This window comes from Lachnoclostridium sp. An131 (assembly GCF_002160825.1).
Lineage (GTDB): Bacteria > Bacillota > Clostridia > Lachnospirales > Lachnospiraceae > Laedolimicola.
This window is the reverse complement of the sequence record NZ_NFLI01000001.1, coordinates 305,100-329,515: the sequence shown is the minus strand read 5'-3', so window position 1 is coordinate 329,515 and position 24,416 is coordinate 305,100. Positions and strand designations below refer to the sequence as shown.

14 protein-coding genes are annotated in these 24,416 nt (G+C 55.0%); 1 reads left to right on the top strand and 13 read right to left on the bottom strand.

The genetic code is table 11. From position 1 onward, the window contains the following. Positions 1–26: 26 nt before the first annotated feature. Complete coding sequence (locus B5E77_RS01525) at positions 27–3,626, top strand: ABC transporter ATP-binding protein/permease (protein WP_087163616.1); 3,600 nt, start codon at positions 27–29, stop codon at positions 3,624–3,626. 81 nt (positions 3,627–3,707) lie between these two features. On the opposite strand, the gene B5E77_RS01520 is transcribed toward B5E77_RS01525, so the two are convergent. The 13 genes from B5E77_RS01520 to B5E77_RS01460 form a co-directional block, all read right to left on the bottom strand. After that, positions 3,708–4,709, bottom strand: coding sequence for a VOC family protein (locus B5E77_RS01520; protein ID WP_087163615.1), 1,002 nt, complete (start codon positions 4,707–4,709; stop codon positions 3,708–3,710). 2 nt (positions 4,710–4,711) lie between these two features. Then, entirely contained in the window at positions 4,712–5,713 is a 1,002-nt protein-coding gene (locus tag B5E77_RS01515) for a Gfo/Idh/MocA family protein (RefSeq protein ID WP_087163614.1), read from the bottom strand. 336 nt (positions 5,714–6,049) lie between these two features. Then, positions 6,050–7,027, bottom strand: a complete 978-nt coding sequence (locus B5E77_RS01510) for a LacI family DNA-binding transcriptional regulator (RefSeq protein WP_087163613.1) — start codon at positions 7,025–7,027, stop codon at positions 6,050–6,052. Between the two features lie 51 nt (positions 7,028–7,078). Further along, on the bottom strand, positions 7,079–8,563 hold the full coding sequence (locus B5E77_RS01505; RefSeq protein ID WP_087163612.1) for an AAA family ATPase: 1,485 nt from the start codon (positions 8,561–8,563) through the stop codon (positions 7,079–7,081). Between the two features lie 79 nt (positions 8,564–8,642). Next, complete coding sequence (gene brnQ / locus B5E77_RS01500; protein WP_087163611.1) at positions 8,643–9,965, bottom strand: branched-chain amino acid transport system II carrier protein; 1,323 nt, start codon at positions 9,963–9,965, stop codon at positions 8,643–8,645. A 54-nt stretch (positions 9,966–10,019) separates the two neighbouring features. Then, positions 10,020–10,541 carry a hypothetical protein gene (locus B5E77_RS01495; RefSeq protein ID WP_087163610.1) on the bottom strand — a complete coding sequence of 174 codons (522 nt, stop codon included), beginning with the start codon at positions 10,539–10,541 and terminating at the stop codon, positions 10,020–10,022. A gap of 58 nt (positions 10,542–10,599) precedes the next feature. After that, complete coding sequence (locus tag B5E77_RS01490) at positions 10,600–11,034, bottom strand: hypothetical protein (RefSeq protein ID WP_087163609.1); 435 nt, start codon at positions 11,032–11,034, stop codon at positions 10,600–10,602. A 22-nt stretch (positions 11,035–11,056) separates the two neighbouring features. Next, positions 11,057–11,914 (bottom strand): GNAT family N-acetyltransferase, encoded by an 858-nt coding sequence (locus B5E77_RS01485; protein WP_087163608.1) that lies wholly within the window; start codon positions 11,912–11,914, stop codon positions 11,057–11,059. A gap of 148 nt (positions 11,915–12,062) precedes the next feature. Then, entirely contained in the window at positions 12,063–12,611 is a 549-nt protein-coding gene (locus B5E77_RS01480; RefSeq protein ID WP_087163607.1) for a M48 family metallopeptidase, read from the bottom strand. Then, positions 12,611–16,462: a UvrD-helicase domain-containing protein gene (locus tag B5E77_RS01475; RefSeq protein WP_087163606.1), complete on the bottom strand. Its 3,852-nt coding sequence runs from the start codon at positions 16,460–16,462 to the stop codon at positions 12,611–12,613. Before B5E77_RS01475 ends, B5E77_RS01480 begins: the two co-directional genes overlap by 1 nt. 93 nt (positions 16,463–16,555) lie before the next feature. Then, on the bottom strand, positions 16,556–20,038 hold the full coding sequence (addB, locus tag B5E77_RS01470; protein WP_087163605.1) for a helicase-exonuclease AddAB subunit AddB: 3,483 nt from the start codon (positions 20,036–20,038) through the stop codon (positions 16,556–16,558). A 69-nt stretch (positions 20,039–20,107) separates the two neighbouring features. Beyond that, positions 20,108–23,548 carry an FtsX-like permease family protein gene (locus B5E77_RS01465; RefSeq protein WP_162609616.1) on the bottom strand — a complete coding sequence of 1,147 codons (3,441 nt, stop codon included), beginning with the start codon at positions 23,546–23,548 and terminating at the stop codon, positions 20,108–20,110. Between the two features lie 10 nt (positions 23,549–23,558). Then, entirely contained in the window at positions 23,559–24,263 is a 705-nt protein-coding gene (locus B5E77_RS01460; RefSeq protein ID WP_087163603.1) for an ABC transporter ATP-binding protein, read from the bottom strand. Positions 24,264–24,416 lie beyond the last annotated feature (153 nt).

The following is a 24,416-nucleotide window of genomic DNA, read 5'->3' as shown; positions in this document are numbered from 1 at the left end:
TCACAGAATAAAAAGGAGACTTATCCATGCTTCAAATCATAGATGTCTGCAAGGAATACCGGACCGGAGGACTGGTTCAGAAGGCTCTGGACCACGTATCCTTAAATCTCCGGGATAATGAGTTTGTCGCCATCCTGGGGCCCAGCGGCTCCGGAAAGACGACGCTTTTGAATATCATCGGAGGCCTGGATCGTTATGATTCCGGCGATCTGGTTATCAACGGCATTTCCACGAAAAAATATAAGGACCGGGACTGGGATTCCTACCGGAATCACACGATCGGCTTCGTATTTCAGAGCTATAACCTGATCCCTCACCAGACGGTTCTGTCAAATGTCGAGCTGGCTCTCACTATCTCCGGAATCGGAAAGGCCGAGCGGCGCGAACGCGCCGTAAAGGCCCTGGAGCAGGTGGGCCTGGGAAATCAGCTCCATAAAAAGCCCAGCCAGATGTCCGGCGGTCAGATGCAGCGTGTGGCTATCGCCCGCGCACTGGTGAACGACCCGGATATCCTGCTGGCTGACGAGCCCACGGGGGCCCTGGACAGCGCTACCAGCGTGCAGGTCATGGATCTGCTCCAGGAGGTGGCGAAGGACCGCCTTGTGGTGATGGTTACCCACAATCCGGAGCTGGCTGAGCAGTATGCGACCCGCATCGTAAACTTAAGAGACGGCAGGATCCGTTCGGATTCCGATCCCTATGAGCCGGAAGGGACCGGCGCAGAGCAGGCGGTGCATAAAAACATGGGAAAGTCCTCCATGTCTCCTCTGACTGCCCTGTCCCTGAGCTTTAATAACCTGAAAACGAAAAAGGCCAGAACCATCCTGACCTCCTTCGCAGGCTCCATCGGCATCATCGGCATCGCCCTGATTCTTTCTCTCTCCAGCGGCGTAAATGCCTACATCAAGGACGTAGAGCGTGAAACACTTTCTGAATATCCCCTTGAAATTCAGAGCACTGGCTTTGATTTTTCTTCCATGCTCACGGAAGACACCGGTGGAAGCCGCACAGAAGCAGGTGAAGTCAACGTCATCAAAATGGTGACGGAGATGTTTTCCACCATGGATTCCAACGACCTGGCGTCTCTGAAGGGCTGGCTGGACAGCGGCGAGAGCGGCATCGAGCAGTATAGCAGCGCCGTGGAATATTCCTATGACGTTATGCCTCAGATTTACCGCCTGGAGGGCGACGGCATCCGCCAGGTCAATCCGGATAATTCCTTCGCCGCCCTGGGCCTTGGTTCTTCCATGAGCTCCAGCAGCATGATGTCCTCTATGATGGGGACAGACGTCTTTTACGAAATGCCGGACAATGAGGAGCTCTATATAGACCAGTACGAAGTAAAGGCCGGACGCTGGCCTGAAAATTACAATGAATGCGTGCTTGTCCTGACCTCTGGCGGAAGCATCAGCGATTTTATGCTGTACACGATGGGGCTGCGGGATTCTGTAGAGCTGGATGACATGATAGAGCAGTTCATCAACGAAGAAAATGTGACCACCCCTGACGATATCGGGACTTACGATTATGACGATATTTTGGGAATCACCTTCAAGCTGGTCAACAGCGCCGATTATTATGAATATGACAGCGAATATGACGTCTGGAGGGACAAAACAGATGATGACGCCTATATGCGCAGCCTGGTGGAAAACGGCGAGGACATTACTGTCGTCGGCATCGTGCAGCCAGCAGCGGACGCCAGCGGCCTGCTTCTGCAGACCGGCATCGCCTACCCGGCCTCCCTGACACAGCATGTGGCTGAAGTGGCTGCCGAGAGCGAGATCATGCAGAAGCAGCTGGCGGATCCCCACACGAACGTATTTACCAACGAGCCCTTTGGCGAGGAAAGCGGCGAAAGTGATTTCGATATGGAATCCCTCTTCAGTATCGATGAGGAGGCGCTGGAGGAGATGTTTTCCTTCGACGAAAGTAATCTGACGGACGGCCTCACCGACTCCCTCGACATGTCGGATATGGGGGATATGAATATGGACGATATCGACATGGGAGAGGTAGATCTCTCCGGCATGATCAATCCTGACGACCTGCAGCTGGATCTGCCGGCGTTTCCACAGCTCAATATAGCTGACCTGATAGGAAGCATCGATTTCCATGTATCCGAGGAAGCCGTAAACGCTCTGGTAAGCGGGCTTGTGGAGGGATATCAGGAATATGCCGCTTCGAACCCGGCTGCCGACTATTCGGATCTCGGTGATCATTTTCTGGCTTTCCTGCAGACAGATGAGGGAATGCAGATTCTGAATGACAACCTGCAGGCGATTCTGGATGCCAATGGGATCACCGCCCCGGACAGCGAGCAGATAGGGATACTGATAAACAGCCTTATGCTCGGATTTTCAGATTATCTGGCAAATCAGTATCCAGGCATCCCCGGCGCCCCGGATATCACAGATCCTGATATGCAGGCTTTATTCCAGGAATACCTGCAGACACCCGAAGCCCAGGCCATCATCACCGAATGGGTTAACGCTGCTTTCCCGACTGCCGGTGATTTCACCGTCACTCCGGAGCAGCTGGAAAAGCTGGCCGCCGACCTGGGGGCGGGCTATCAGGCCTACGCTGCCGAGCACCAGCTGGCAGACCCATCGAAGATGGGAGAATATTTCGCTGATTACATGAATACTGAGAAGGCTCAGGCCGTGCTCTCCCAGGGCGTCGCCTCCATGGTAGACGCCTCCGGCCTTCAGGAACAGCTGGCCGGCTCCATGCAAAGCTACATGACAGAGCTTATGGGATCCTTCTCCAGCTCCATGGGAGACGCGCTGAAGGACGGCATGGCTTCCGTGATGGAACAGGTGATGCAGCAGATCGCAGACAATATCCAGTCTGCCATGGAAGAAATGATAAACCAGCTCGGAGAAAACCTGGCCGACGCCTTCCAGATCGATCCGGACGACTTTGCAAATGCATTTTCCATGAATATGAACGCGGATGAGCTGGCGGAGCTGCTGCGCTCCATGAGCTCCGCCCAGGGCGCCACCTATGAAAGCAACCTGAGCTCCCTGGATTACGTGGATTTCGACAATCCGAGCTCCATCAGCATCTATCCGCTGGATTTCGAGAGCAAGGAGCATGTCACAGACCTTTTAAGCGGCTACAACAGCCGCATGGAGGCGGAGGGGAAGGAGGATCAGGTCATTACCTACACTGATATGGTAGGCACCCTGATGTCTTCTGTGACGGATATCATCGATGTCATCAGCTATGTGTTGATCGCCTTTGTGGCGATCTCGCTGGTGGTATCCTCCATCATGATCGGCGTTATCACCTATATCAGCGTGCTGGAGCGGAAGAAGGAGATCGGAATTCTCCGGGCCATCGGCGCGTCCAAAGGAAATATTTCCCAGGTATTCAACGCCGAGACCTTTATCATCGGCCTGACGGCTGGCCTCATCGGCATCGGCCTGACGCTGCTGATCCTGATCCCGGGCAACGCCCTGATCCACCACCTGGCGGGCTCCCAGGATATCAACGCCTATCTGCCCGTGGGCGGCGCAGTGATCCTGATCGCCTTAAGCGTGCTGCTGACGCTGCTGGGAGGCCTGATTCCTTCCAGGAAGGCCGCAAAGAGCGATCCTGTCACAGCTTTGAGAACAGAATAAGGAACCTGAAAAACCGGCATACGGGTATCAGAAAGGCTGATATCCATATGCCGGTTCTTTTTTATTTGCTTTATTTACTATTTACTCAACCGGCTTCTCTCCGCCGTGGAAGACCTGCTCCGCAGGATCGATCCTTCCGCCGTTGCCGAACTCCAGCGTCATCTTCAGAAGCTCCTCGGTATTCATATAGTAGTGGCTGTCGCCGTCGATCCAGCCGGTCTGGGTGATCCGCATGCCGTCGCCCTTCAGACGCTCAAACTGCTTCAGGATCTCCTCATCCGGGCATACGTCCTTCACATGATGAAGTCCCGGGCCGTGCTTCTCCAGGAATGCCTGATATACGTTCGGCCCCTTGATGGGCTGAATCAGCTCCAGCTCCATGTCTCCGGCCCATTTGACCGCGCAGATAAAATCAAAATCCTCCGTGACAGGCTTTCCGTCCACACAGTAGTTCCGCACTCTCTGAGGCGTGAAATGGCGCACATCCCAGTCGTTGATTCCCAGATAGTAAGCGAAATTGTTCATGTATTTTTCCACATCATCCACCACAAGGGCAATCTGCCGGATGTTCTGCTGATGCTCCACCGGACGCACAGCGTCTCTGGAGGGGTACACCTCCTCTGCCTCGCCGATCCTTCCGCCGTTGCCCAGCTCCAGAACCAGGCCCAGCTTGTCATAGGAATCCACGTAATAGTGCACGTCATTGTCGATCCAGCCGGTCTGAGTTACGGTGAGGCCCTTCGCCTCCAGCTCCTTCACATAAGCCGCCAGCTCGTCGTCGTCCCGGATCACGATCTTGAAATGATGCAGGCCGCTTCCGAAACGCTCCAGATGCTCCCAGTAGATGTTCGGTCCCTTGACGGGCTGGATCAGCTCGTACTCGATATCCCCTTCCCAGGTGACGGCGCAGATAAAGTCAAAATCCTCCGTGACCTTCTGTCCCCTCACATAGAAATCCCTGACGGTCTCCGGGGTAAAATGGCGTACGTCCCAGGGTCCGATGCCAAATTTCTCCCAGTAATTTTTCATTGCTGTCTCCAGATCGTCCACCAGAATACAGATCTGCTTAATTTCACCCTTCATGCTTATTCCTCCTCCTTGTCTGCCTGATAAATAATTCCCCACTCCTTACGTGTCTTTTCGATCAGCTCTGCGATCCTCCAGGTCTCCTCCGCTGTGAAGCAAGGGCTTTCTGTCTCCTTGTTCTGCAGGCATCTCTGTGCTTCCAGAATCTCATACTGAAAGCCTGTGGCCGGATAGTTGTCCTCAAATTTCTCCACTATCTGATCGCCGTCCAACAGAAGAGCCTCTTCCGGATGCCAGAACTCAGGTCCTATGAGAATCCGGCCCTTTTCGCCGGTGATCTCTGTCACATGGGAGCTGATCTGGTTAAAGGCCCCGCTTAAGAATGCCGCTTTGCCGTCCCCATATTCCAGAAGCATGTGGAAGCTCTCATCCACCTCCCCATTTGACTTCATGACGGTATGTACCTTCTGTGGTCCCTCCGGGAACGCCATATACGCCATCGCCAGCGCATAGATGCCTACATCCCTGAGCGCCCCGCCCGCATGGGCGATGCCGCCCTTCCAGGGCTGCCAGTCGTTCTTATCCGGAGCGATGTCGAAGAAGGAGCGGACAGCCAGAGGCTTTCCGATGCGTCCCTCCTCCATCCATTCCCTGGCCTTTCTCACTGCCGGAAAGCACCGTGTCCACATGCCTTCCATCAAAAACAGCTTCTTTTCTTCCGCTGCCCTGCGCACGGCCTTCAGCTGGCTCAGATTGTCCACCATCGGCTTCTCGCTTAAGACGGGAATTCCCTTTTCAAGAGCCTTCATAATATACTCGTAATGGCAGTCATTCGGGATTGCGACATATACGATATCCACAGGCTCCTTGTCAAGCATCTCCTGATAATCCGTATAGACCCTTGTCTGTCCGGAGCCGTATTTCTGTGCATACGCCTCACCGCTTTCCTGTTTCCGGGAGACGACCGCCGCCAGCACAGCGCCCTCCGCTTCCTGCATGCCTTTGGCGAATTCATTGGCAATATAGCCTGTTCCGGCTACCGCCCACCTTGTTTCTTTCATATTCCTCTCCTTTTCTGATAAAATACGCCCGAAAGCCTTCCTATCCTTCCAGGCTTCTTTTTCGTATGCTTCATACCTCTATTATGTGCATTTTCCCCAACCATGTCAACTCTGTTTCGTATGATTTTCTATATATGTGATAATTTTGCATTATAAAAGCGTTTCCATATCAGCTAATTGCACAATGGAAACGCTTTCATATATCAAGAATCATTCCTGTCTTTGTCTCTTTTGCCAGTTTTGTATGCTTTGCCCGTTTCCCGGTCCTCTCAGCTGCTGCAGGTCCCGGCACGTTCCGGCCCCGGCCGTTCCAGATCCGCCCCGTTCGTTCCAGCCTCAGCCTGTTCCGCCCTCCTGAATAAACACATCGGTGATCTGCCGGTATTCGATCCCTTCTTCTCCCCGAATCAGCTTCATAATCGTATCGACACATTTTCCGGCCAGCAGCGGAATATCCTGGCAGACAGCGGTAAGCACCGGACAGGGAAGCCTCGTCATATCCGTCCCGTCATAGGCGATGATTTTCATGTCCTCCGGCACACGGATTTCCTGCCCGGAAGCGAAATGGCAGAGCGCCAGCGCTCCCATATCCGAGGCAAAGACTCCGTTCGCCCCGGCAATCTCTTCTCTGTGGCGCTCAAATATCTCTCTGTAATAGGCGTAATCGGTGCGGTTCCACTCCAGCCTGATCGTCCTCACAGGAACTCCCTGCTCCGTCATCACCCTCTCAAACTCCAGATATCTGTCATTGGAGGGGGTATTGGCCGGGAAAAGTCCTCCGATCTGCAGTGCGCTTCTGCAGCCCTGCCGCAACAGTCGCTCCGCCGCAAGGCGGCCTCCCTTTCCGTGGTCGGAATGAATCAGCGGAATGCCCGGCCCCAGATCGTGATCCATGCTGACGATAGGCCGGTCTATCTGCTGGTAGACCTCCTCATCCACGGAAAGCGCCCCTGTGATAATTCCGTCTACCACGCTCCGCTCCAGCATGTCCACATATTCCTTTTCCCGGCTGCTGATCTCCACCGTATTGCACACCATGGTCTTATATCCGTACTCATGCAAATCAATCTCCACCTGCCGGATAAAGGAAGCGTAAAAAGGCATCTGAAGATCCGGTATAATGACGCCCACGATCCCCGCCCTTTTTTTCGGAAGGTTTCTGGCTCTCTCATTCGGAATATAATTCAGCGCCTCTATCGCCTCTTCAATCCGTTTTCTCGCGTCAGCCGACACATAGCCGGTGCCGTTGAGCATCCTGGAAACCGTGGCAATCCCCACGCCGGCCCTCCGGGCCACATCCTTAATCGTCGCCATACGCTTCTGTGATCCCTCCCTGTCCCTTTCCGTCCTTCGGGTTTTCCTGTCTTATCCCAGCAGTGCTCTCACCATCTCCGCAGTGAAAACGACCTCGCCTGCGCCATTCACCTCGATCTGGTACAGAGCATTCGCCGCAATATGCTCCGCTGCCTGCTCCAGATCACGGATTCCTGTCGTATCAGCATATTTCTCAATGACTGCGTCCAGCGCCTCCTCCGTCACAATACATTCCTCCGGGCGCATGCTCATGCGCTTCAGTACCTTCGGCAGCGCATATTTTGAGAAAATCACCTTTTTCTCCTCCGCCGTATAATCCGGAATATCAATGACCGCAAAGCGTGACATCAGCGGGGCGCTGATCTGGCTCTTGTCATTAGCCGTGGCAATCGGATAGACACCTACGGTAGGCACCATACACTCCATATAATTATCTGTAAATCCAAGATTATCCAGCAGCGTCAAAAGCACATCGGCGGGATTTCCATTGCCCTTTCCGGCGTTTGCCTTGTCCAGCTCGTTGATAATAAAGACAAGGTTGGATTCTCCCGCGATAGAAAACGCTTCCATAATAATTCCCGGCTTTGCATTGGCATAGACGCGGGAGCTTCCGGTCAGCTGCTCGGGGTCGTTGATGGAGCTCATGTCCAGCGTCGTCCAGGGAAGCTTCAGGATCCGGGCTACCGCGTAGGCAATCTGGGATTTTCCGGTTCCTGCAGGCCCCACCAGCAGAAGGCCATAAGCGGGAAGCGTGTGGGTCCGGTTGATCTGGATAATCGTCTCGATGATTCTCTGCTTCACCTTCTCCATTCCGTAAAGCTCTTCATCCAGAATCCTCCTTGCCTCTTCCGGATCAATCGCCTCAAAATAGTTATGCTTCCACTGAATATTCATCATGATCGAGAGGGCACGCTGGGCGTGCCGGCGCTCCTCCGGGCTGACCTCCGCTGAACGGGCCACCGCCAGATTCCTGCGGGCCCAGAGCTGGATATTATCCGGCAGGGTTCTTCCGGCGCAGGTCATAAAATCTGTGATGCTCTGAAGGCTCGTCAGCTTCATTTCGTCGCCGTTTTCTATCTGATCCTCATCCTCCAGAGCCTCAGACGGCGCGCTGCTTGCCAGCAGGCGCTCAATCATAAACTGCAGAAATCCATCCTCGGCAGACAGCTTTGTCCCGCCGCCGAAGGCCGTCTCACGAATCCGGTATACCGCATACCCCTCTGCCCTGTTTTCCCCCGAAAGCCGCACGCTGATACGGTGCTCGCCGAGCCATCTCACAAGGCTTGCAAAACGGGCGTCGATCTGCAGGATATCTGCGCTCACAGTCCCGCCTTCCTCCTTGAATTCAAAGGCTGTCCGCTTATTGGGATTCTCAAAGACGCCGCAGGAATGATGCTTCCACTCCCGCGCGCTGTTGTCCAGAATCAGGATTGGCTTCTCCGGGGAAGCCTCTGGCTCGTTGGAACGAAACATGGTATAGGTACACACCGGCTCCTTTCTCTCCTCCGGGGTGCTGTTGAAATCAAATACAGGCATAATCTATAAACTCCTTATTTTATTTTTTCTTTCAGACGGCGGAGGATACCTGCCTCAGCCGCCCGATAGTACGCAAGACTCACTGCCGGCTCTTCTTTCGGAGCATCACGCTCCATAGAACCCCAATCAATGCCCCGAAAATCGTCGGCACCACCCAGCCAAAGCCAGCCTCGTAAGCAGGAATCATCTGAAACAGCTCCGTGACGCCCGAAGGCATCAGTCCCTGCTGCTCAAGCACTGTCAGCACGCTGCCCGCGCCGCAGAAAAGCGCCGCCCAGGGGTATACGGCCGGAAAACGTTCGATGGCTCTGTGCAGAAAGGCCAGCACAATCAAAAGAATTGCCAGGGGATAGATCGCGTTCAGCACCGGCACAGAAAATTCCAGGATTGTCTCCAAACCCGCGTTTGCAAGCAGGAGCGACACCGCTGCAAAGCCAAAAACCCAGGCCCGGTAGCTGATTTTGGGAAAGCAGCTGTTGAAATACTTTCCGCAGCAGCTCAAAAGGCTCACACAGGTATTAAAGCAGGCAATCACAAAGATCACAGCCAGTATCACAGCTCCTGCCTTCCCGAACAGGAACTGTGCCATCTGCATCAGCACCTCCGTTCCATCCACGGCTCCCGGAAAAGCTGTTCCAGACAGATAGCCGGTAAAAGCCAGCATAGCATAAATCACGAGCAGCATGACTCCCGCAATCCATCCGGCAAAAACCGTCTCCTTCGTGACCGCCTTCTCCTCCCGGATTCCCTGCTCCCGCACATTGAGAGCCACGAGCATTCCGAAATTCAGGGCAGCCAGCGTATCCATCGTCTGATAGCCATACAGAAAGCCTTCCACAGGCGCCGCCTGCGCATAGGCCTCTGCCGGCGGGGCCGGATGTCCCGCCGGATTTATCACAGCCGCCGCAAAAAGCGCGGCAATCAGAATCAGCAGCACGGGAGTCAAGCGCTTTCCCAGATATTCTGTCAGCTTTTCCGGATGCATCGCCACCAGAGACGCCGCCACAAAAAATACCACTGTGTACAACAGCTGCACCAGCGGCTCCGGCACGCCTTCCGGAAGAAACGGAGGTCCGGCCATGGAAAAGGATGTACTGGCCGTCCTGGGAATCGCAAGACAGGGACCGATGGCCAGGTACAGCGCCGCGATATAGACAAACGCAAATTTCGGATGCACCCTGGACGCAAGCGTATTCAGTCCTCCAGACAGAGTGACCGCGATCACGCCCAGCACCGGCAGCCCCACCGCGCTCAGCGCAAAGCCTGCAAACGCAGGTACGGCGGCAGTTCCCGCCTGAGCCCCCAGATAAGGCGGAAAGATCAGATTTCCAGCTCCAAAGAACATGGAAAACAGCGTGACGCCCATCAGGATTTTGGTTTTCAGATCAAGCTTCTGTGTCATGATATCCTCTCTTCCGCAGGGCTGAAAGCCCTGCGGAAGCCTTTCTGTGTATGGTCATGGTCTTGTCCATTTCTGCACTGATTGTAGCATACTGTATGGAAATTTTCCATACAAAAGAGGCTCTGGCTGTTCCATCTCTCCGCTCACGATTCTCTCCAGATTCCGCACGATAAATTCCTGCGCATTCTGATTGTAAATCACAGCCAGATACGTATTTCCCGGCACACTTCTGACCTCTGTATAGATCCCCAGCTCCCTGCCCTTCTCCGTAGGCATCGTTGTCTCCTTTCCGACTTCCCCGCTGTAGGCTATTGTCAGATAGCCCGCGGCCTTCATCCAGTCTGTGACCATCCGCGCGGAAATCTTCTTTACCTCACGGCCTTCCAGCGGGGCATGAATCTGTTTCAGGACATGCGTAATCGACTGATCCCTTTCATACTGAAATTGCTTAAGAGCCTCAAAGGGAAACGGCTCCTTTGCAGCTCTTGTCCTTTTGCCGCCTATGACTCCGCCATTGCGCCGGACCTCTTCCAGACGGCGTTTCTCTCCTTCTGCTCTGATTGTAGCATACTGCAAAGGATTTTTCCATAAAATTACATCCCGGTTTTACCTATTTTCATCTGCTTTTCTCTATTTACTTTTCTTCCTCTGCTCCTCCGCTTCCGCCCGTCAGCACCGCCAGCACTGCCAGCGCTCCTCCGGCCCCGATCATAATCCACTGCAGGGAAACCACATCTGCCAGCGGCCCGAACACTACCATCCCCAAAGGCAGAAAGCCCGCATACATCGAGCTCTGCATTCCGAATATCCTGCCCTGCACCGCTCTGTCTGCCTGCTCCTGAAGAAGCGTAGTCACCGCTGTCTGAACTACCGTCAGCACCAGCGTGGACCCGAAAAGCGTAATGCACTGGCTGGCAAGAAACAGGACGGCCCTGCTCCTCCAGCCGTCCAGAAAATTTTCGCTCTGCTCTTCCTTTCTCTCTTTATCTGGCTTTCTATCTATCCTCCTGAATCTTCTTCCCCGCTTGAATCTGCTCCCCCTTCTGAATCTGTCTGCGTTCCTGAGCATGCTTTCCGTTTCCTCCTGTGGTTTATTCCCCTCCCGGGCCCGGCCGGAGCACAAAGTGCTGCGTCGGATAGCCGAATTCCGTCAGAAGCTCCCTTTCCTCAAAGCCAAGCTTCTTCAGAATAGCGCGCCATCCCGTATCCGCCCTGTCACAGCTCCGGTAAGTCGTCATACTGATTTCCCTCCCGGGCAGATATTTTCCGGACAGCTCTCTTACCAGCAGCTCCGCAGCCTTCTGCTTCCGATACCGGGGATGGATTCCCAGATACTCAATCGTACCCCTCCCTCCGGAGAATCCGAATCCCAGAACTCCGGCAGCCGTATCTCCAGCCTTTAAAATCAGCGCCCGTTTTCCGGAAATGGCAGACTTCAGCCACCGCAGATAATCTGCCTCGTCCAGGCAGGGATAGCCATCCACAGACTGGCGTACAAGCTCCAGCCAGACCGGAATATCCTCTTCCACTGCGGGACGGATATTTTCCGGTGAAAGCTCTTCCGAGGTCCCGTCCTCCCCCAGCGAAAACGGAAGCTGCAGAGGATAAAATTTTCTCCTCGCCCTGTACTGTGCCGGGGGAAGCTTGTACATTTCCCGGAAAGCCGATGTGAAGGCCTGCTGGCTCCCATAGCCGCAAGAGAGCGCTATCTCCAGAACCGGCTGGTCCGTGCGGACCAGCCGTCTGGCTCCCTCCGTAAGCTGTCTTCTCAGCGTATAATCATGAATCGTCATCCCTGTGGTATCCGCAAATATCCGGTGCAGATGATATTTGGAGTAGTGGACGGCAGCCGCTGTTCTGTCCAGGCTGAGACTGCCATCCAGATGCTTCTCTATGAAATCAACGGCTGCCTGTGCGTTTTTAAGCCTTCGGCTTTCCGCACTGCCCATGGCCTTTCCTCCTTCCTGCGTCCAGCATAGCAGAATTGAAAACTGCTGTTTTCATATTTCTTGCGGTTTTTCAGTTATGCTGCCCCATGTCCTATCGTCTGCCCTATCATCTGCCTATCGTCTACCCTGTCATCTACCTATCGTCTGCCTATCCTCTCATCCGTCTCCGGATTTCTCTCCACTCCGGCATATGTACATCCAGAAACGCCTTAAATCTGGCGTTATGGCTGGGCTCATAGAGATGGGCCAGCTCATGGAGAATCACGTACTCCACACATTCCTGAGGCTGACGGGCCAGCATCAGGGCAAACCACAGCTTTCCGGTCCGGGTATTGCAGGTTCCCCAGCGCGTTTTCATGTCCCGAATCTGAAAGCTCGAGCAGTGAAGTCCTGTCCTCTCCTCCCATTTGGGAAGGAGGCGCGAGATTTCCTCCCGCAGGAATGCCCGATCCCGTTCGTCCAGGGGCCGCACTCCGTTTTCTCCCAAATCCTGCTCTGCATACTGCCGCCTGTACGCCTGCTGCCGCCGTTCTATCCAGCTCCGCTTTTGCCGTACAAATCGCGCTATCTCCGAACCGGGCATCCGTAAGGGTGCCGACACCGACACCCGTCCCTCCGGCGGCTTCACGTAAAGATACATATTTTTAATTTTCTTCCGGCTTACCTCCACCGGAATTCCGTCAATCACAAGCTCCATTACTCTTCAGCTTCTTTTCTCTCTGTGTTTTCTCTTTCCTGTCTCTTTTCCGGCTCCTGCCGCTTTTCCACCGGAACCTCACACCGCAGGCAGAAGGAATAAATCACCTTTTCCTTGACCCGTTTTCCTGTCAGGCGCTCCAGTGCCAGCTCATAGTAATCCAGCTGCTTTCGGTATTTTTCCAGAAGCTCTCCGCCGTTTTTCACATAATCTGTCTTGTAATCCACGACGACGATCTCCTCCTCGCCCTTTTCATTTTTCTCATAGAAAAAGGCGTCGATAATTCCCTGAATGAGAATGGGCTCTTCGCTTGTAAGCCCCAGCTCCAGCTCGCTGGCAGGCATGCGGATCACAAAGGGCTGCTCCGTATAAAAGGCCTGCTCCGCCCGGGCCGCCGTCATGCGCTTCGCAAGAGACGACTGCGCAAACGCATAGAGATCGTAGGGCTTTACCGCCTCTGCCTGTTCCTTTGTCATCCTGCCCTCTTCCACCAGGCGGGCCAATTCCTCCTTCACACGTTCGGAATGATAGAGTCTGGTGAAATCCAGGCACTCCAGAGCCCGGTGGTAAGCCGTTCCTCTGGCAGCTCCGCTGACCGGCTCCGTCTCCTGCATAAAGCGCGGAATATAAGGCACGATTTCCTCCTCCGGATAGAGGAGCGTATCCTCGTCCTCCTCCTCTGTCTGGCCTGCCCTTTTCAGCTCTGACACGCTGAGCTTTCCCCGCAGCGAGACGTCCTCCTGATAGGGATAGGCATAAGACAGCCGTTCCCCCAGGGCTTTGGCGTAATCCGGATCCTCCCCTGGAAGCTCCTCAGGATGGAAAAAGATCTCCTTTTCCTCTTCCCGGAGGATCTGGCGGCCTACAGCCTCCTCTGCCTGCTCTCCCGGCGCCACCCTGGCCACTGCAAAGGGGGAATCCTCCGGCACAGCCGCTGAAGGGAGAACCCAGTCCAGATAGGTTCCCGCTGAGGAAAGGGCCCGGAAGGAAAGGGTCTTTCTCTTTCCCTCCCCCTGAAATTTCTGCAGCTTCTGCTCAAGTCCTGCCGCACTTCCCAGCAGGATCAGCTTTTCCTTCGCCCTGGTAAAGGCCACATAGAGAACCCGCAGCTCCTCGCCCAGCATTTCCAGATCCAGCGCCTTCTGCATCACCCGCTTGGGCAGGGTAGCCGTCTTTGTCCTTTTCCCGGCATCTACCCAGTCCACACCGACGCCAAGATCCGGATGAATTACCACCCGGCTTCTCGTATCCTGCCGGTTGAAGCTTTTTCCAAGCCCCGCCACGATCACGACAGGGAATTCCAGCCCCTTGCTCTTGTGAATCGTCATAATGCGGACTGCATCCTCGTTTTCTCCAAGTATGCCCGCTTCCCCGAAATCCTCGTTATAGCTCTGAAGCTGCTCGATATAGCGCACAAAATGAAACAGCCCCCGGTAGCTGGTCTTCTCAAAGGCCAGCGCCCGCTCTATCAGCATCCGCACATTGGCCTGGCGCTGGCGGCCGCCCGGCTGGGCGGCCAGGTAGTCCCCGTATCCGGTATCCTCGAGAAGATCCTCTATCAGCTCATGGATCGCCAGGAACTCTGCGCGCTTCCGGTATTCCCGGAGGCGCCTCCAGAAGCTCCCCAGGCGCTCCCTCAAGCCCGGATCCTCTCCCTCCCCGCCGTAATGCATACAGCACTCATAAAAGCTCTTCTCCGGATATGCGCTCCGAACCCGTGCCAGATCCACATCCGAAAATCCTCCAATCATGGATTTCAGCACTGCCGCCAGCGGAATGTCCTGCCTCGGGTTGTCCACAATCCGCAGAAGATTCAGCAGGGTCTGGATCTCTATCGTCGTAAAATACCCCGTTCTCGACTCCGTATGCGCCGGAATTCCCTCCGCCGTCAGCACCCGGGCATAGGTATCCCCCCAGCCCGCAAGGCTGCGCAGCAGAATCACGATGTCGCCGTACCGCACAGGCCGGAACGCGCCCGCGTTCCGGTCCCAGACCCTTCCCTGCTCTGTCAGCCGCCGGATACAGTCTGCCGCTGCATGGGCCTCCAGCTCCCGGTTTGTCATTTCCTGTTCCTTTTCTTCCCCATCCGGATCGGGAGCGTCCAGATCCAGGAGGATCAGCTCCGGCGTATTGACGCCGCGATCTGCAGAAGCCGAAGAAGCGCCTGCAGCGCAGGCCGGCGCAGGCGTCTCCGCCCGGCGCCCTGCTTCCGCCTCCTCATCTCCCTCAGCCTCCGGCTCCGGCATATCTGCGCCCAGATACAGAGCGGCAGCGCTGTCATACCGGATTCCGCCTACGGCCTCTGTCATAAGCCTCGCAAACACACTGTTTGTCCCGTCCAGCACCTCCCGGCGGCTCCGGAAATTCCTGTGAAGATCGATCCGAATCTCCGAAGCCTCCTCCGTCTGAGGGTAGGTGTGGTATTTTTCCATAAAAAGCTCCGGCCGGGCCAGGCGGAAGCGGTAGATGCTCTGCTTTACATCCCCTACCATAAAGACATTGGGCACACCCTGGCCCCGGGCCACGCTGTTTAAGATAATCTCCTGAATCAGATTGCTGTCCTGGTACTCGTCGATCATGATCTGCACATAGCGGCCCGCCAGCTCCCGGGCCGCATCTGTCACAGTGAGCTTAAGCTCCGGGCGGCCGGCGTGAGCCGCACGCATATCCCCGCCATCGGAATCATCCGGGGCCTCCTCCTGCACATCCTTTACCAGAATCTCCAGCGCCAGATGCTCCAGATCCGGAAAATCAGCCAGATTTTTCAGGCACTTTTTCTCCTGATAGCGGTCTGCAAATTCTGCAGTCAGGCGCAGCAGCTCCTCCGCAGCCGGGGCAGCTTTCTCAAGCACCGCAGAAGCCGCCCCGAGAGGAAGGGAAAAATATTTCTCCTTCAGATCCTTCAGGCTCTTTTTCATGCCCTCCCGGAAGGCCTTGACCTGATTTTTCTTCTCTTCCTCCACGCTTTCGTCCTTCTTCGGAGACAGGCGTGCGAAAGTTAGGGCCGAAAGCCCCTCCCGTATCTCCTCATAGCTGCGGCAGGCCGAAAGCGCCTCCGCCTGCTCCAGATCAGAGGAGAGCGCGTCACAATACATATAGGGCCCGCCTGGCGTCTGGCAGAATTCCAGCATATCCCGAAGTCCTTCTGTCAAATCGGAAAAGGTCTGTCCCGCCACTGAAAGCAGAAAACCCATCCACCTGCTTTTTTCCAGGCCTTCCGGACTCACATCCCGGTAAGCGTCCATACACTGAGAAAGCCAGCGCTTCGGATAGGGATAGCTGACAGCAGCCTCGTAAAGCTGCAGAATCAGAGCCTCCAGCCCTGTATCATTCTTTCCTGTCGCATAAGCCTCTACAAATCCTGTAAAACGGGCGAGCTCTTCCGGATCCTCCTCCGCATAGTGATCCTCCAGGAGCTCCCGCACCACATCTATTTTCAGAAGCTTCAGCTCTCCCTCATCACCGATGCGGAAGGACGGATCCAGGTCAATCTGGTGAAAATAGTTGCGGATCACATACTGGCAGAAACTGTCGATCGTCGTAATCTGCGCATTGTGAATCAGTGTCTGCTGCTTCTGCAGGTGTTCATTCTCCGGATCGGCTTCCAACCTCCGCTCCAGCGCCAGGCCCACGCGCTCCCGCATCTCAGCCGCCGCAGCCTTTGTAAACGTCACTACGAGAAGGCGGTCCACATCCACCGGCTCCTCTCCCTCCATATCTCCGCAGACAAGGGAAAGAATCCGCTCCACAAGCACCGCTGTCTTGCCGGATCCGGCCGCCGCCGACACCAGCACATTTTTATTTCTGACGTCTATGACCTTTTTCTGTTCCTCTGTCCATGTCATACCCATATCCCTGCTTCCTCCCAGGCCGGCGCGTCTGTCACGCTCCTGCCATACTTCCTTTCAGGCCGGCGCGTCTGTCACGCTCCTGCCGCCCTGCCATTATGTCCGCTCATTCTCCTCTTCCAGCCGTCTCCAGATTTCCTTGTCATCGAGCACCGGCAGCCTCCGCACATGAAAGCCCTTTGTCCTGGCATCCAGGCCGCACACGCCCCGGTAAGCGCAGAAATCACAGGCTGTCTTTCCCTTCAGCTCATAAGGCGCCACATCCATGCGTCCATCCAGCATCTCCGATCCGATCTGCTGAATCTTCCGGTTCACATAGTCAGAGAGCTGCGCGAACTGCCTGCTCGTAGCCGCCGGAGATCCGGCGCGCAGAGAGCCGTCCTTGTTGCAGGCAACAGGCAGCACAGATGATCTTCCGGGCATACTCTGATCGAGCATGCGCAGAATCTCCGGGTCAGCATTGACCAGCCCTCCGGGCTTCAGCTTCTCCAGGATCCGCGGGGAAAGCTCTCCTTCCTCCAGCTCCTCCTCCACATCCAGCACCGGATCCTGGATCTGATAGTACAGCACCCCTGCCGGAAGCACTTCCTTATCCGGATGCTCCTGCCTGGTCAGCTCCATAGCTGCGTTCAGATAGACGGCCAGCTGAAGCTGCAGGCCATGGTACAGGGAAAGAAGCTGAAAAGGCGTATTCCCTGATTTATAGTCGATTACCTTTACATAGACATGCTTTTCATCCTCACAGGTATCCACCCGGTCAATCCGCCCCCGCAGCCGCAGCTTTTCCTCCGGCGAAAGCTCGATATTGACCGCATCCAGATCCGACACGCTGGAAAACGAAATCTCATAATTTTCCGGTGTAAACAGCCCTTTTCGGATCTGCTCGCCCAGCGCCCAGACAGTCCGCTTCAAAATCCGCTTCATCCGCCGCACGGTATAGGCGTTTCGGGCTGTGCTGCCCAGCACGGTATTCCCATAATCTACCGTCAGGCTGTCCAGGCACTCCTCTACCCATTGCTCCGCCGTCTCCCGCGGAAGCGTGTTCCAGTCATATTCGCTCGCCTCCAGACGGCGGGAAAAGGCTTCCAGCGTCTCGTGAAACAAGGTTCCCATATCCACCGGACTGAATTCATACTGCTCCCGCTCCTTCAGCCTCAGGCCATACATCAGGAAATGGGCGTAGGCGCAGACCGCATACTGTTCCAGACGCGTCACACTGTTTTCCAGAACCGTTCCGTATAAGGCGTGGGCCACAGCCTTCCCAAGCTGTGTGTCCCTGTGTACGGAAAAAGCTGCGTCCAGAAGCTGGGAGAGCTTTTCTTCATACCGCTCCTGCGCCGCATACCAGCGGTACAGCTCATAAAAACGGGCGTTTCTTTTTCCTTCCCGGTATTCTCCAAGCCCCTTAGCCAGAAGGCGGATTCCCTCCTTCCCGGTTTCAGGCAGGACGCTCCAGACCCCGGCTCCGCCCGCCCGTCTTTCCTTTCCGGAAGCTCCTTCTTCGGAAAACAGCTCTCCATTACTGTCCTCCTCATCCTCTCTTTGAAGGGCCAGCCCCGGAAACATTCTTTTCAGCACATTGATCAGATAGGAGGGACGCAGGCTCTTTCCTGCCCCGTCCAGCAGACAGCAGGAGACATAAAGCCGCTCGGAGGGCTTTGTCAGATTCAGATACAGATAAAACCTCTGAATATAGCTCTGCTCCCGGGCCGTAGGCGCAAGCTCCAGCCCTTTGCTTTTCAGCTCCCCTCTCTCCATATCTGACAGAAGGCCCGGGCGGGCGCTGCTTTTCGGCACGCTCCCTTCGTTGACTCCCAGGAAAAACAGCACCCTTACATCCTTCAGCCGGGTACGCTCCATATCACCCGCCGTCACCTGATCGACGCCAGGCGGGATCACGCCTACGCGGGCCTCTGCAAAGCCCGCGTCCAGGATCTCCGCATATTCCCGCAGAGACAGCTCCTCCTCTCCCAGCAGATCCACCAGCTTGTCAAAAAGATCAATGATAATTCCGTAGATCTGGTGGTATTCCTTCGCCAGCACCTGGCTGCCCTCCTTCTGGAACCGTTCCTCAAAGGCGGCAAGCCTGGCCTGAATCCCCTTTTTCTCTATCAGCTCATATAAAGCCGCCGTCCGCTCCCGCACAGTCACATGCTTCTTCCTCTGAAGCTTTGCAAAGGGAATCAGATCATCGGCAAAACGCTGGCGCAGGCCGTCGATCTGCTCCAGCTCCTCCTCCGTAAGGCCCCGGTAAGCCCGGACGAAGCGGTTTTCCCATTTTTTCGCTCCACGGACGCCCAGCGCCAGCACATAATTCTCCAGCACATCCGTCTCCTCCGGCTCCATGCCGGACAGGCCGCTTCTCAAATATCGGAATACCGACTCATAGGCAAAATCCTGTTCTGCGATCTCAAGCAGCGCCCGGATGAATTCCACAAAGGGATTCTTCAGGACGCTCCGCTTGTTGTCCAGGAAGCAGGGGATCTCATAATCCTCCAGCACTCTCTCCAGAACCGGGCTGTAGGCCTCCATATCTCCGGTGATCACTGCAAAATCCCGGTAATGGTACCCTTTCTCCCGCACAAGCCTCCGGATTTGGGAGGCCGCCCATGTGACCTCCGCCTCAGGATTTTTCAGAACATGAAGGCTGATTTCCTGCTGCTCTCCCGAAAAAGGCTTCTGCCTTGTCCGGAACAGGTTCCGCTCCAGAGCTCCAAGAGCGCTCCCCGGCTGAAACCGGCTCTTCTCTCCGGTACGGACAAACACAGGCGGCTCTGCCTTAACCTGCGCTTCCGCTGCCAGCCGCATCAGGGTCGTCACCGTCTTTTTGCTGAGATAAAAGAGCTGATGCTCGCCCTCCAGACGATAGGGATCCTCTCTCTCATCTATCGTCACGGTCACAATAACCTTCTTCGCGTACAGCATCAGCTTCTGCATCAGCTTATTCTGGATCGGCGTAAATCCGGTAAAGCCGTCCAGCACAATTACGCTCTCCCGGATTCTGGCGGAGCGCTCCACAGTCTGGCAGAGCACCTCCAGCAGCTCCTCCGCCGTAATATACTGCTCTGCCAGGTATGCATGAAAAGCCCTGTAAAGCACCTGTACATCGCAGAGCTTATAATAGAGATGGGGCCTGTCCCTGCTCTCTTCCAGAAAGCGTCCCAGCTCTTCCTCGGAAACCGCATACTGTGTCAGCTCTGAGATCAGAGACTTGATCTCGCCTATATACCCCATTTTTTTCAGATTGCCGCTTAAGACCTTCAGCTCATCCTGATGCTCCTGGGCAATTTTCCGAAGCACCAGGTTTTTTCCAGTCTCCTCCAGCACCTTGCCCACAGATATCCCTGTCTCTTCGAAGACCCGGTAAGCCAGGCGCTGAAAGCTCAGCACATCGATGTTTAAAATGCCGCCGTCCGGGTGCAGCTTCACCAGCTCCTTCTGCGTCTGCATCGTAAACTGCTCCGGAACCAGCACAAGGAACTTCTGATCCGGATGCGCCTGTGAATCCCGGATCACCTGCTGATAAAGGGTATAGGATTTTCCCGCTCCCGAATTTCCAAATATAAACTGCAGTGACATGTTTCTTCTCCTTACCTGCTTCCTTTCACAGACCGGGGAAGGGCCCGCAGGCCCTTCCCCGGCTTCTCCCTATTCCACGCTCTTCAGGGATTCCACCATATCGATCTTCCGCAGCTTAAAATACTGCATTCCATTTACAATAATAGAAAACACCAGCGTCAGAAGGATGCTGTACACAAAGCTGTGAAGCTCAATCGTCCGCCCAAACATCAAAGTATCTGTCTCGACTGTCGTCATCACATATCTGTGAAGAGCCGTGCCCATAATCAGGCCCACAGCCGTTCCAATCACAGTCAGCATAATATTTTCCCGGTTTACATAGGAGGAAACCTCCCGGTCAAAGAATCCCAGCACCTTCAGAGTCGCCAGCTCCCGCTTCCGCTCACTGATATTAATGTTGTTCAGATTATACAGCACGATGAAGGCCAGCATTCCCGCCGACACAACAAGCACAAGGATTACTACATTCATCGTGTCCAGCATATCCTCTACAGTCTCCGCAGTTCCGCTGATGAAGGTCACGCCAAGCACAGCGTCCAGCTCCATGTAATCTTCCTGAACCTGATTCTCAAAAGCCTCGTCTGTCTGCGCCAGGTTGACAAAAAGCATGTTCCATTCCGGCTCCTTGTCATAAAGCTCCTCGTAGAGCTCCCGATCCATATACACATAATGCATAAAGTAATTTTCCGTGATATGCGTAACCACTGCCTCTACATGCTCCGTATCGTCACCGCCCAGGGTCACCGTGTCTCCTTCTGACACATTCAGCAGAGCTGCCAGCTTTTCTGAAATGACAATGCCATCATCCGTAAGCTCATAAGACTCTCCAGTTTCCCGATTCTGCAGCCGTATGTACTGAGCCAGCACGCTCTCATCCTGGGGTACTATCAGGTATGCGCTCTTCTGCACGCCGTCCTTCTCCACATCCACAGCCGTCTCCAGCATTTCCGTGCCGTCTGTAACCCGATCGTCCGAAGCCACGGTATCCATCAGCTCCGCCTTCTTTTCCTCTTCCGCTTCCGTATCGATACTGATAGATGCGTCATATACAAAAATATTTTCAAACTGCCCCACACCAAGATAGGACACAGAATCCTTCAAACCAAAGCCAAGCAGGAGAAGCGCTGTGCAGCCTCCGATTCCAAATATGGTCATAAAGAACCGCTTCTTATACCGAATCAGATTGCGCACCGAGGCCTTACGGCTGAAATTCAAGCGCTTCCAGATAAAGGTAATCCGCTCCAGGAACACTCGCTTTCCTGCCTTCGGGGCTGCGGGCCTCATCAGCTCTGCCGGAACCTCAAACAGCTCCTTATAGCAGGCCGCCCAGGCCGCAAGCGTCGTGCAAAGCACAGCCGCCGCCGTCGCCATCACCGAATACTGCAGGTTCAGCGGCGTCAGCGTATACGGAAGATCCGGATACAGGATCTTGTAGGCCTCTATAATTACCCACGGAAGAAACTTCTGTCCTGCCACAAGTCCCAGCAGGCTGCCCAGCAGGCTGGAGAGCAGCGCATAAAGAATATATTTTGCCGCAATATTGCCCCTGCTGTAGCCCAGAGCCTTCAGGGTTCCGATCTGCGTGCGTTCCTCTTCCACCATCCGGGTCATCGTCGTAAGACATACAAGCGCCGCAACCAGGAAAAAGAGGACAGGAAATACACGTCCGATCGCACCGATCCGCTCCGCATTCTGTCCATAGTCCACATAGGACGCAATATAATCACGGTCCAGCACGTACCATTCCGGCAGCTCCATATCAGCCAGCTCTTCTTCCGCGTCCGCAATCTGCTCTCTGGCATCTGCGATCTCCACATCAGCCTCTGCCTTTGCATCCGCGTACTCTCTCTCTCCGTCTGCCAGCTCCTCTTCCGCGTCTGCGATCTCCTGCTCGCCGTCTGCGATCTCCTGTCTGGCGTCCGCAAGCTCGGCTCTTCCGTCTGCCAGCTGCTGCTCTGCGTCCGCGAGCTCATCCTCTGCCTCCGAAAGCTGCTCCACAGACTCACTGATTTTGCTGTTCGCCGCGTCTATCTCAGCCTGAGCCGCATCCAGCTGCTTCTTGCTGGCTGCCAGCTCCTCCGCTCCGGCATCCAGCTGCGCCCTCGTCTCTTCAATGACGGGAGCCAGCTGCGCCATTCCTTCCTGGCAGGCCGCAAGCTGGTTCTCAAGCTCTGCAAGCGCTGCCTGGCCCTGCGAGAGCTTCTCCTCCAGAGCTGCCTTCTGGGCCACCAGCTCCGCCCATCCGGGCTGCCATTCATCTTCCGGAAGCTTCTCTATCTCTTCGATCTGACTGAGAAGCTTCTGCACCTCCTCAATTCCTGCCTGAGCCTGCCCGATTCCCGACTGAAGCTGTGCTTCCGCCTCCTCCAGCTGTGCATACTGCTCCTCGTAAGGCGCAAGAGCCGCATAGCCCTCCTCGATCTGCTTTTTCCCTTCCTCGTACTGCTCCCAGCCGCCCTCCAGCTGCCGTTCTGCGTTTATAATCTGCTTTCTTCCCTCATCCGCCTGTATCCAGCCGTCTGAGGTCTGCTGTCTGGCGTCCAGGTAGTCCTGCTCCTTCTCTGCAAATTCGGCTTCGCCGTCCGCAAGCTCTGCTTTGCCATCCGCAAGCTCCTGTTTTGCCTCTTCCAGATCCGCGCGCCCGTCTTCCAGCTCCTGGGCTGCATCTGCAAGCTCCGCTTCCGCGTCCGCGATCTCGGCCTCTGCATCCGCAATCTCCTGCCGGCCTTCCTCCTGTACCTCGGCGTAACGGATCTCGCACCGCTCGTCCGCGATCGCTTCGATCCTGTCCACTACCGTGTCTGCCAGCTCACTGTATGGATCCCCGTAGCAGCCAAGCTTATCAGCCCCTGTCATTCTCACACAGATCTGCGTATAGTAATCCAGGGAAAATGCATCTTCCTGTACCGCCAGAAAACCGTTCAGCGTCCCGTTTCCGATACTGGTAGTGCCTCTTTCCAGAGAAAGATAGTAAGGGCTTGTAACCGCGCCCACCACCGTAAACTCCGTAACGCTTAAGATATCTTCCGTCTCCGTATCTGTGGCAGAGCTCAGCGTAATCGTATCGCCAAGCTGGCACACGCCATCGGCGAGCATCTGATTGTCCACCACACACTCATTTTCCGCCTCAGGCATACGTCCTTCCGTCACTGTCATCAGGTTCATCGTCTCCGGAACAGACATGACCTGCAGATTCAGCCGCTCATCTTCCAGGGTTCCAAACATGTCCATGGAATAATAAGGCATGACCTCTTCCACGCCTTCTATGGCTGCAATGCTCTGCGCGTCCTCCTCCGTCAGGCCAAGCGTCCCCTGAACGCTGATATCCATGAGCCTGGCCTCGTCATAATAGGTGTCCGCCGAAAGCTCCATATCCGGCTGCGTCGCCCGTATACCGGAAAAAAAGGCCACGCCAAGGGCTGTAATCAGCAGAAGCGACAGAAAGCGGTTCAGCGTTTTGCGGACTTCCATGTAGAATTCTTTTCTCAGTGCCTTTTTCTTCATCGTCATCCCTGCCCTGCTACCACTCAATCGCTTCCACTGAAATCGGGTGTTCATTCAGCTTCATCTCGCTGACCCGCCCGTTTCGAATCTTAATGATCCGATCTGCCATGGGCGCAATCGCCGAGTTGTGCGTAATAACTAACACAGTCATGCCTTTCTCCCTGCAGGTATCCTGCAGAAGCTTCAGAATCGCCTTTCCTGTATTGTAATCCAGCGCACCCGTAGGCTCGTCGCAGAGCAGAAGCTTCGGGTTCTTTGCCAGAGCCCGGGCGATCGCCACGCGCTGCTGCTCTCCTCCGGAAAGCTGAGCCGGAAAATTATCCGTTCTGTTTCCCAGCCCTACCTCCTCAAGCACCTGCCTTGCGTCCAGAGGATCCCTGCAGATCTGGAGGGCCAGCTCTACATTCTCCAGGGCTGTCAGGTTCTGGACAAGGTTATAAAACTGGAAGACAAAACCGATATCGTCCCTCCGGTAAGCCGTCAGCTGCTTCCCCTTAAATTTCCCGATATCCTTTCCGTCCACCCAGACCTCGCCTTCCGTACACGTATCCATACCGCCCAGAATATTCAGCACAGTCGTTTTTCCCGCGCCGCTCGGTCCTACGATGACTACAAACTCTCCTTTTTCAATTTCAAAATCAATACCGTCCACGGCCGGGATCTCTACCTCGCCCATGTGGTATATTTTCTTAACCCCCCTAAGCTCTACAAAATGTTCCAAGGAATCTCATCCTCCCGCTTAGTTTCTTCTTCTATTTTATCCCGTGCGCAGGAAATATTCAAGCGGACAAACAAAATCAGCGGGTATCAATTACTTTCATTCATTGACACCCGCTGTCATACTATGCTGTCCATTGGACTGTTACCTCTCTTT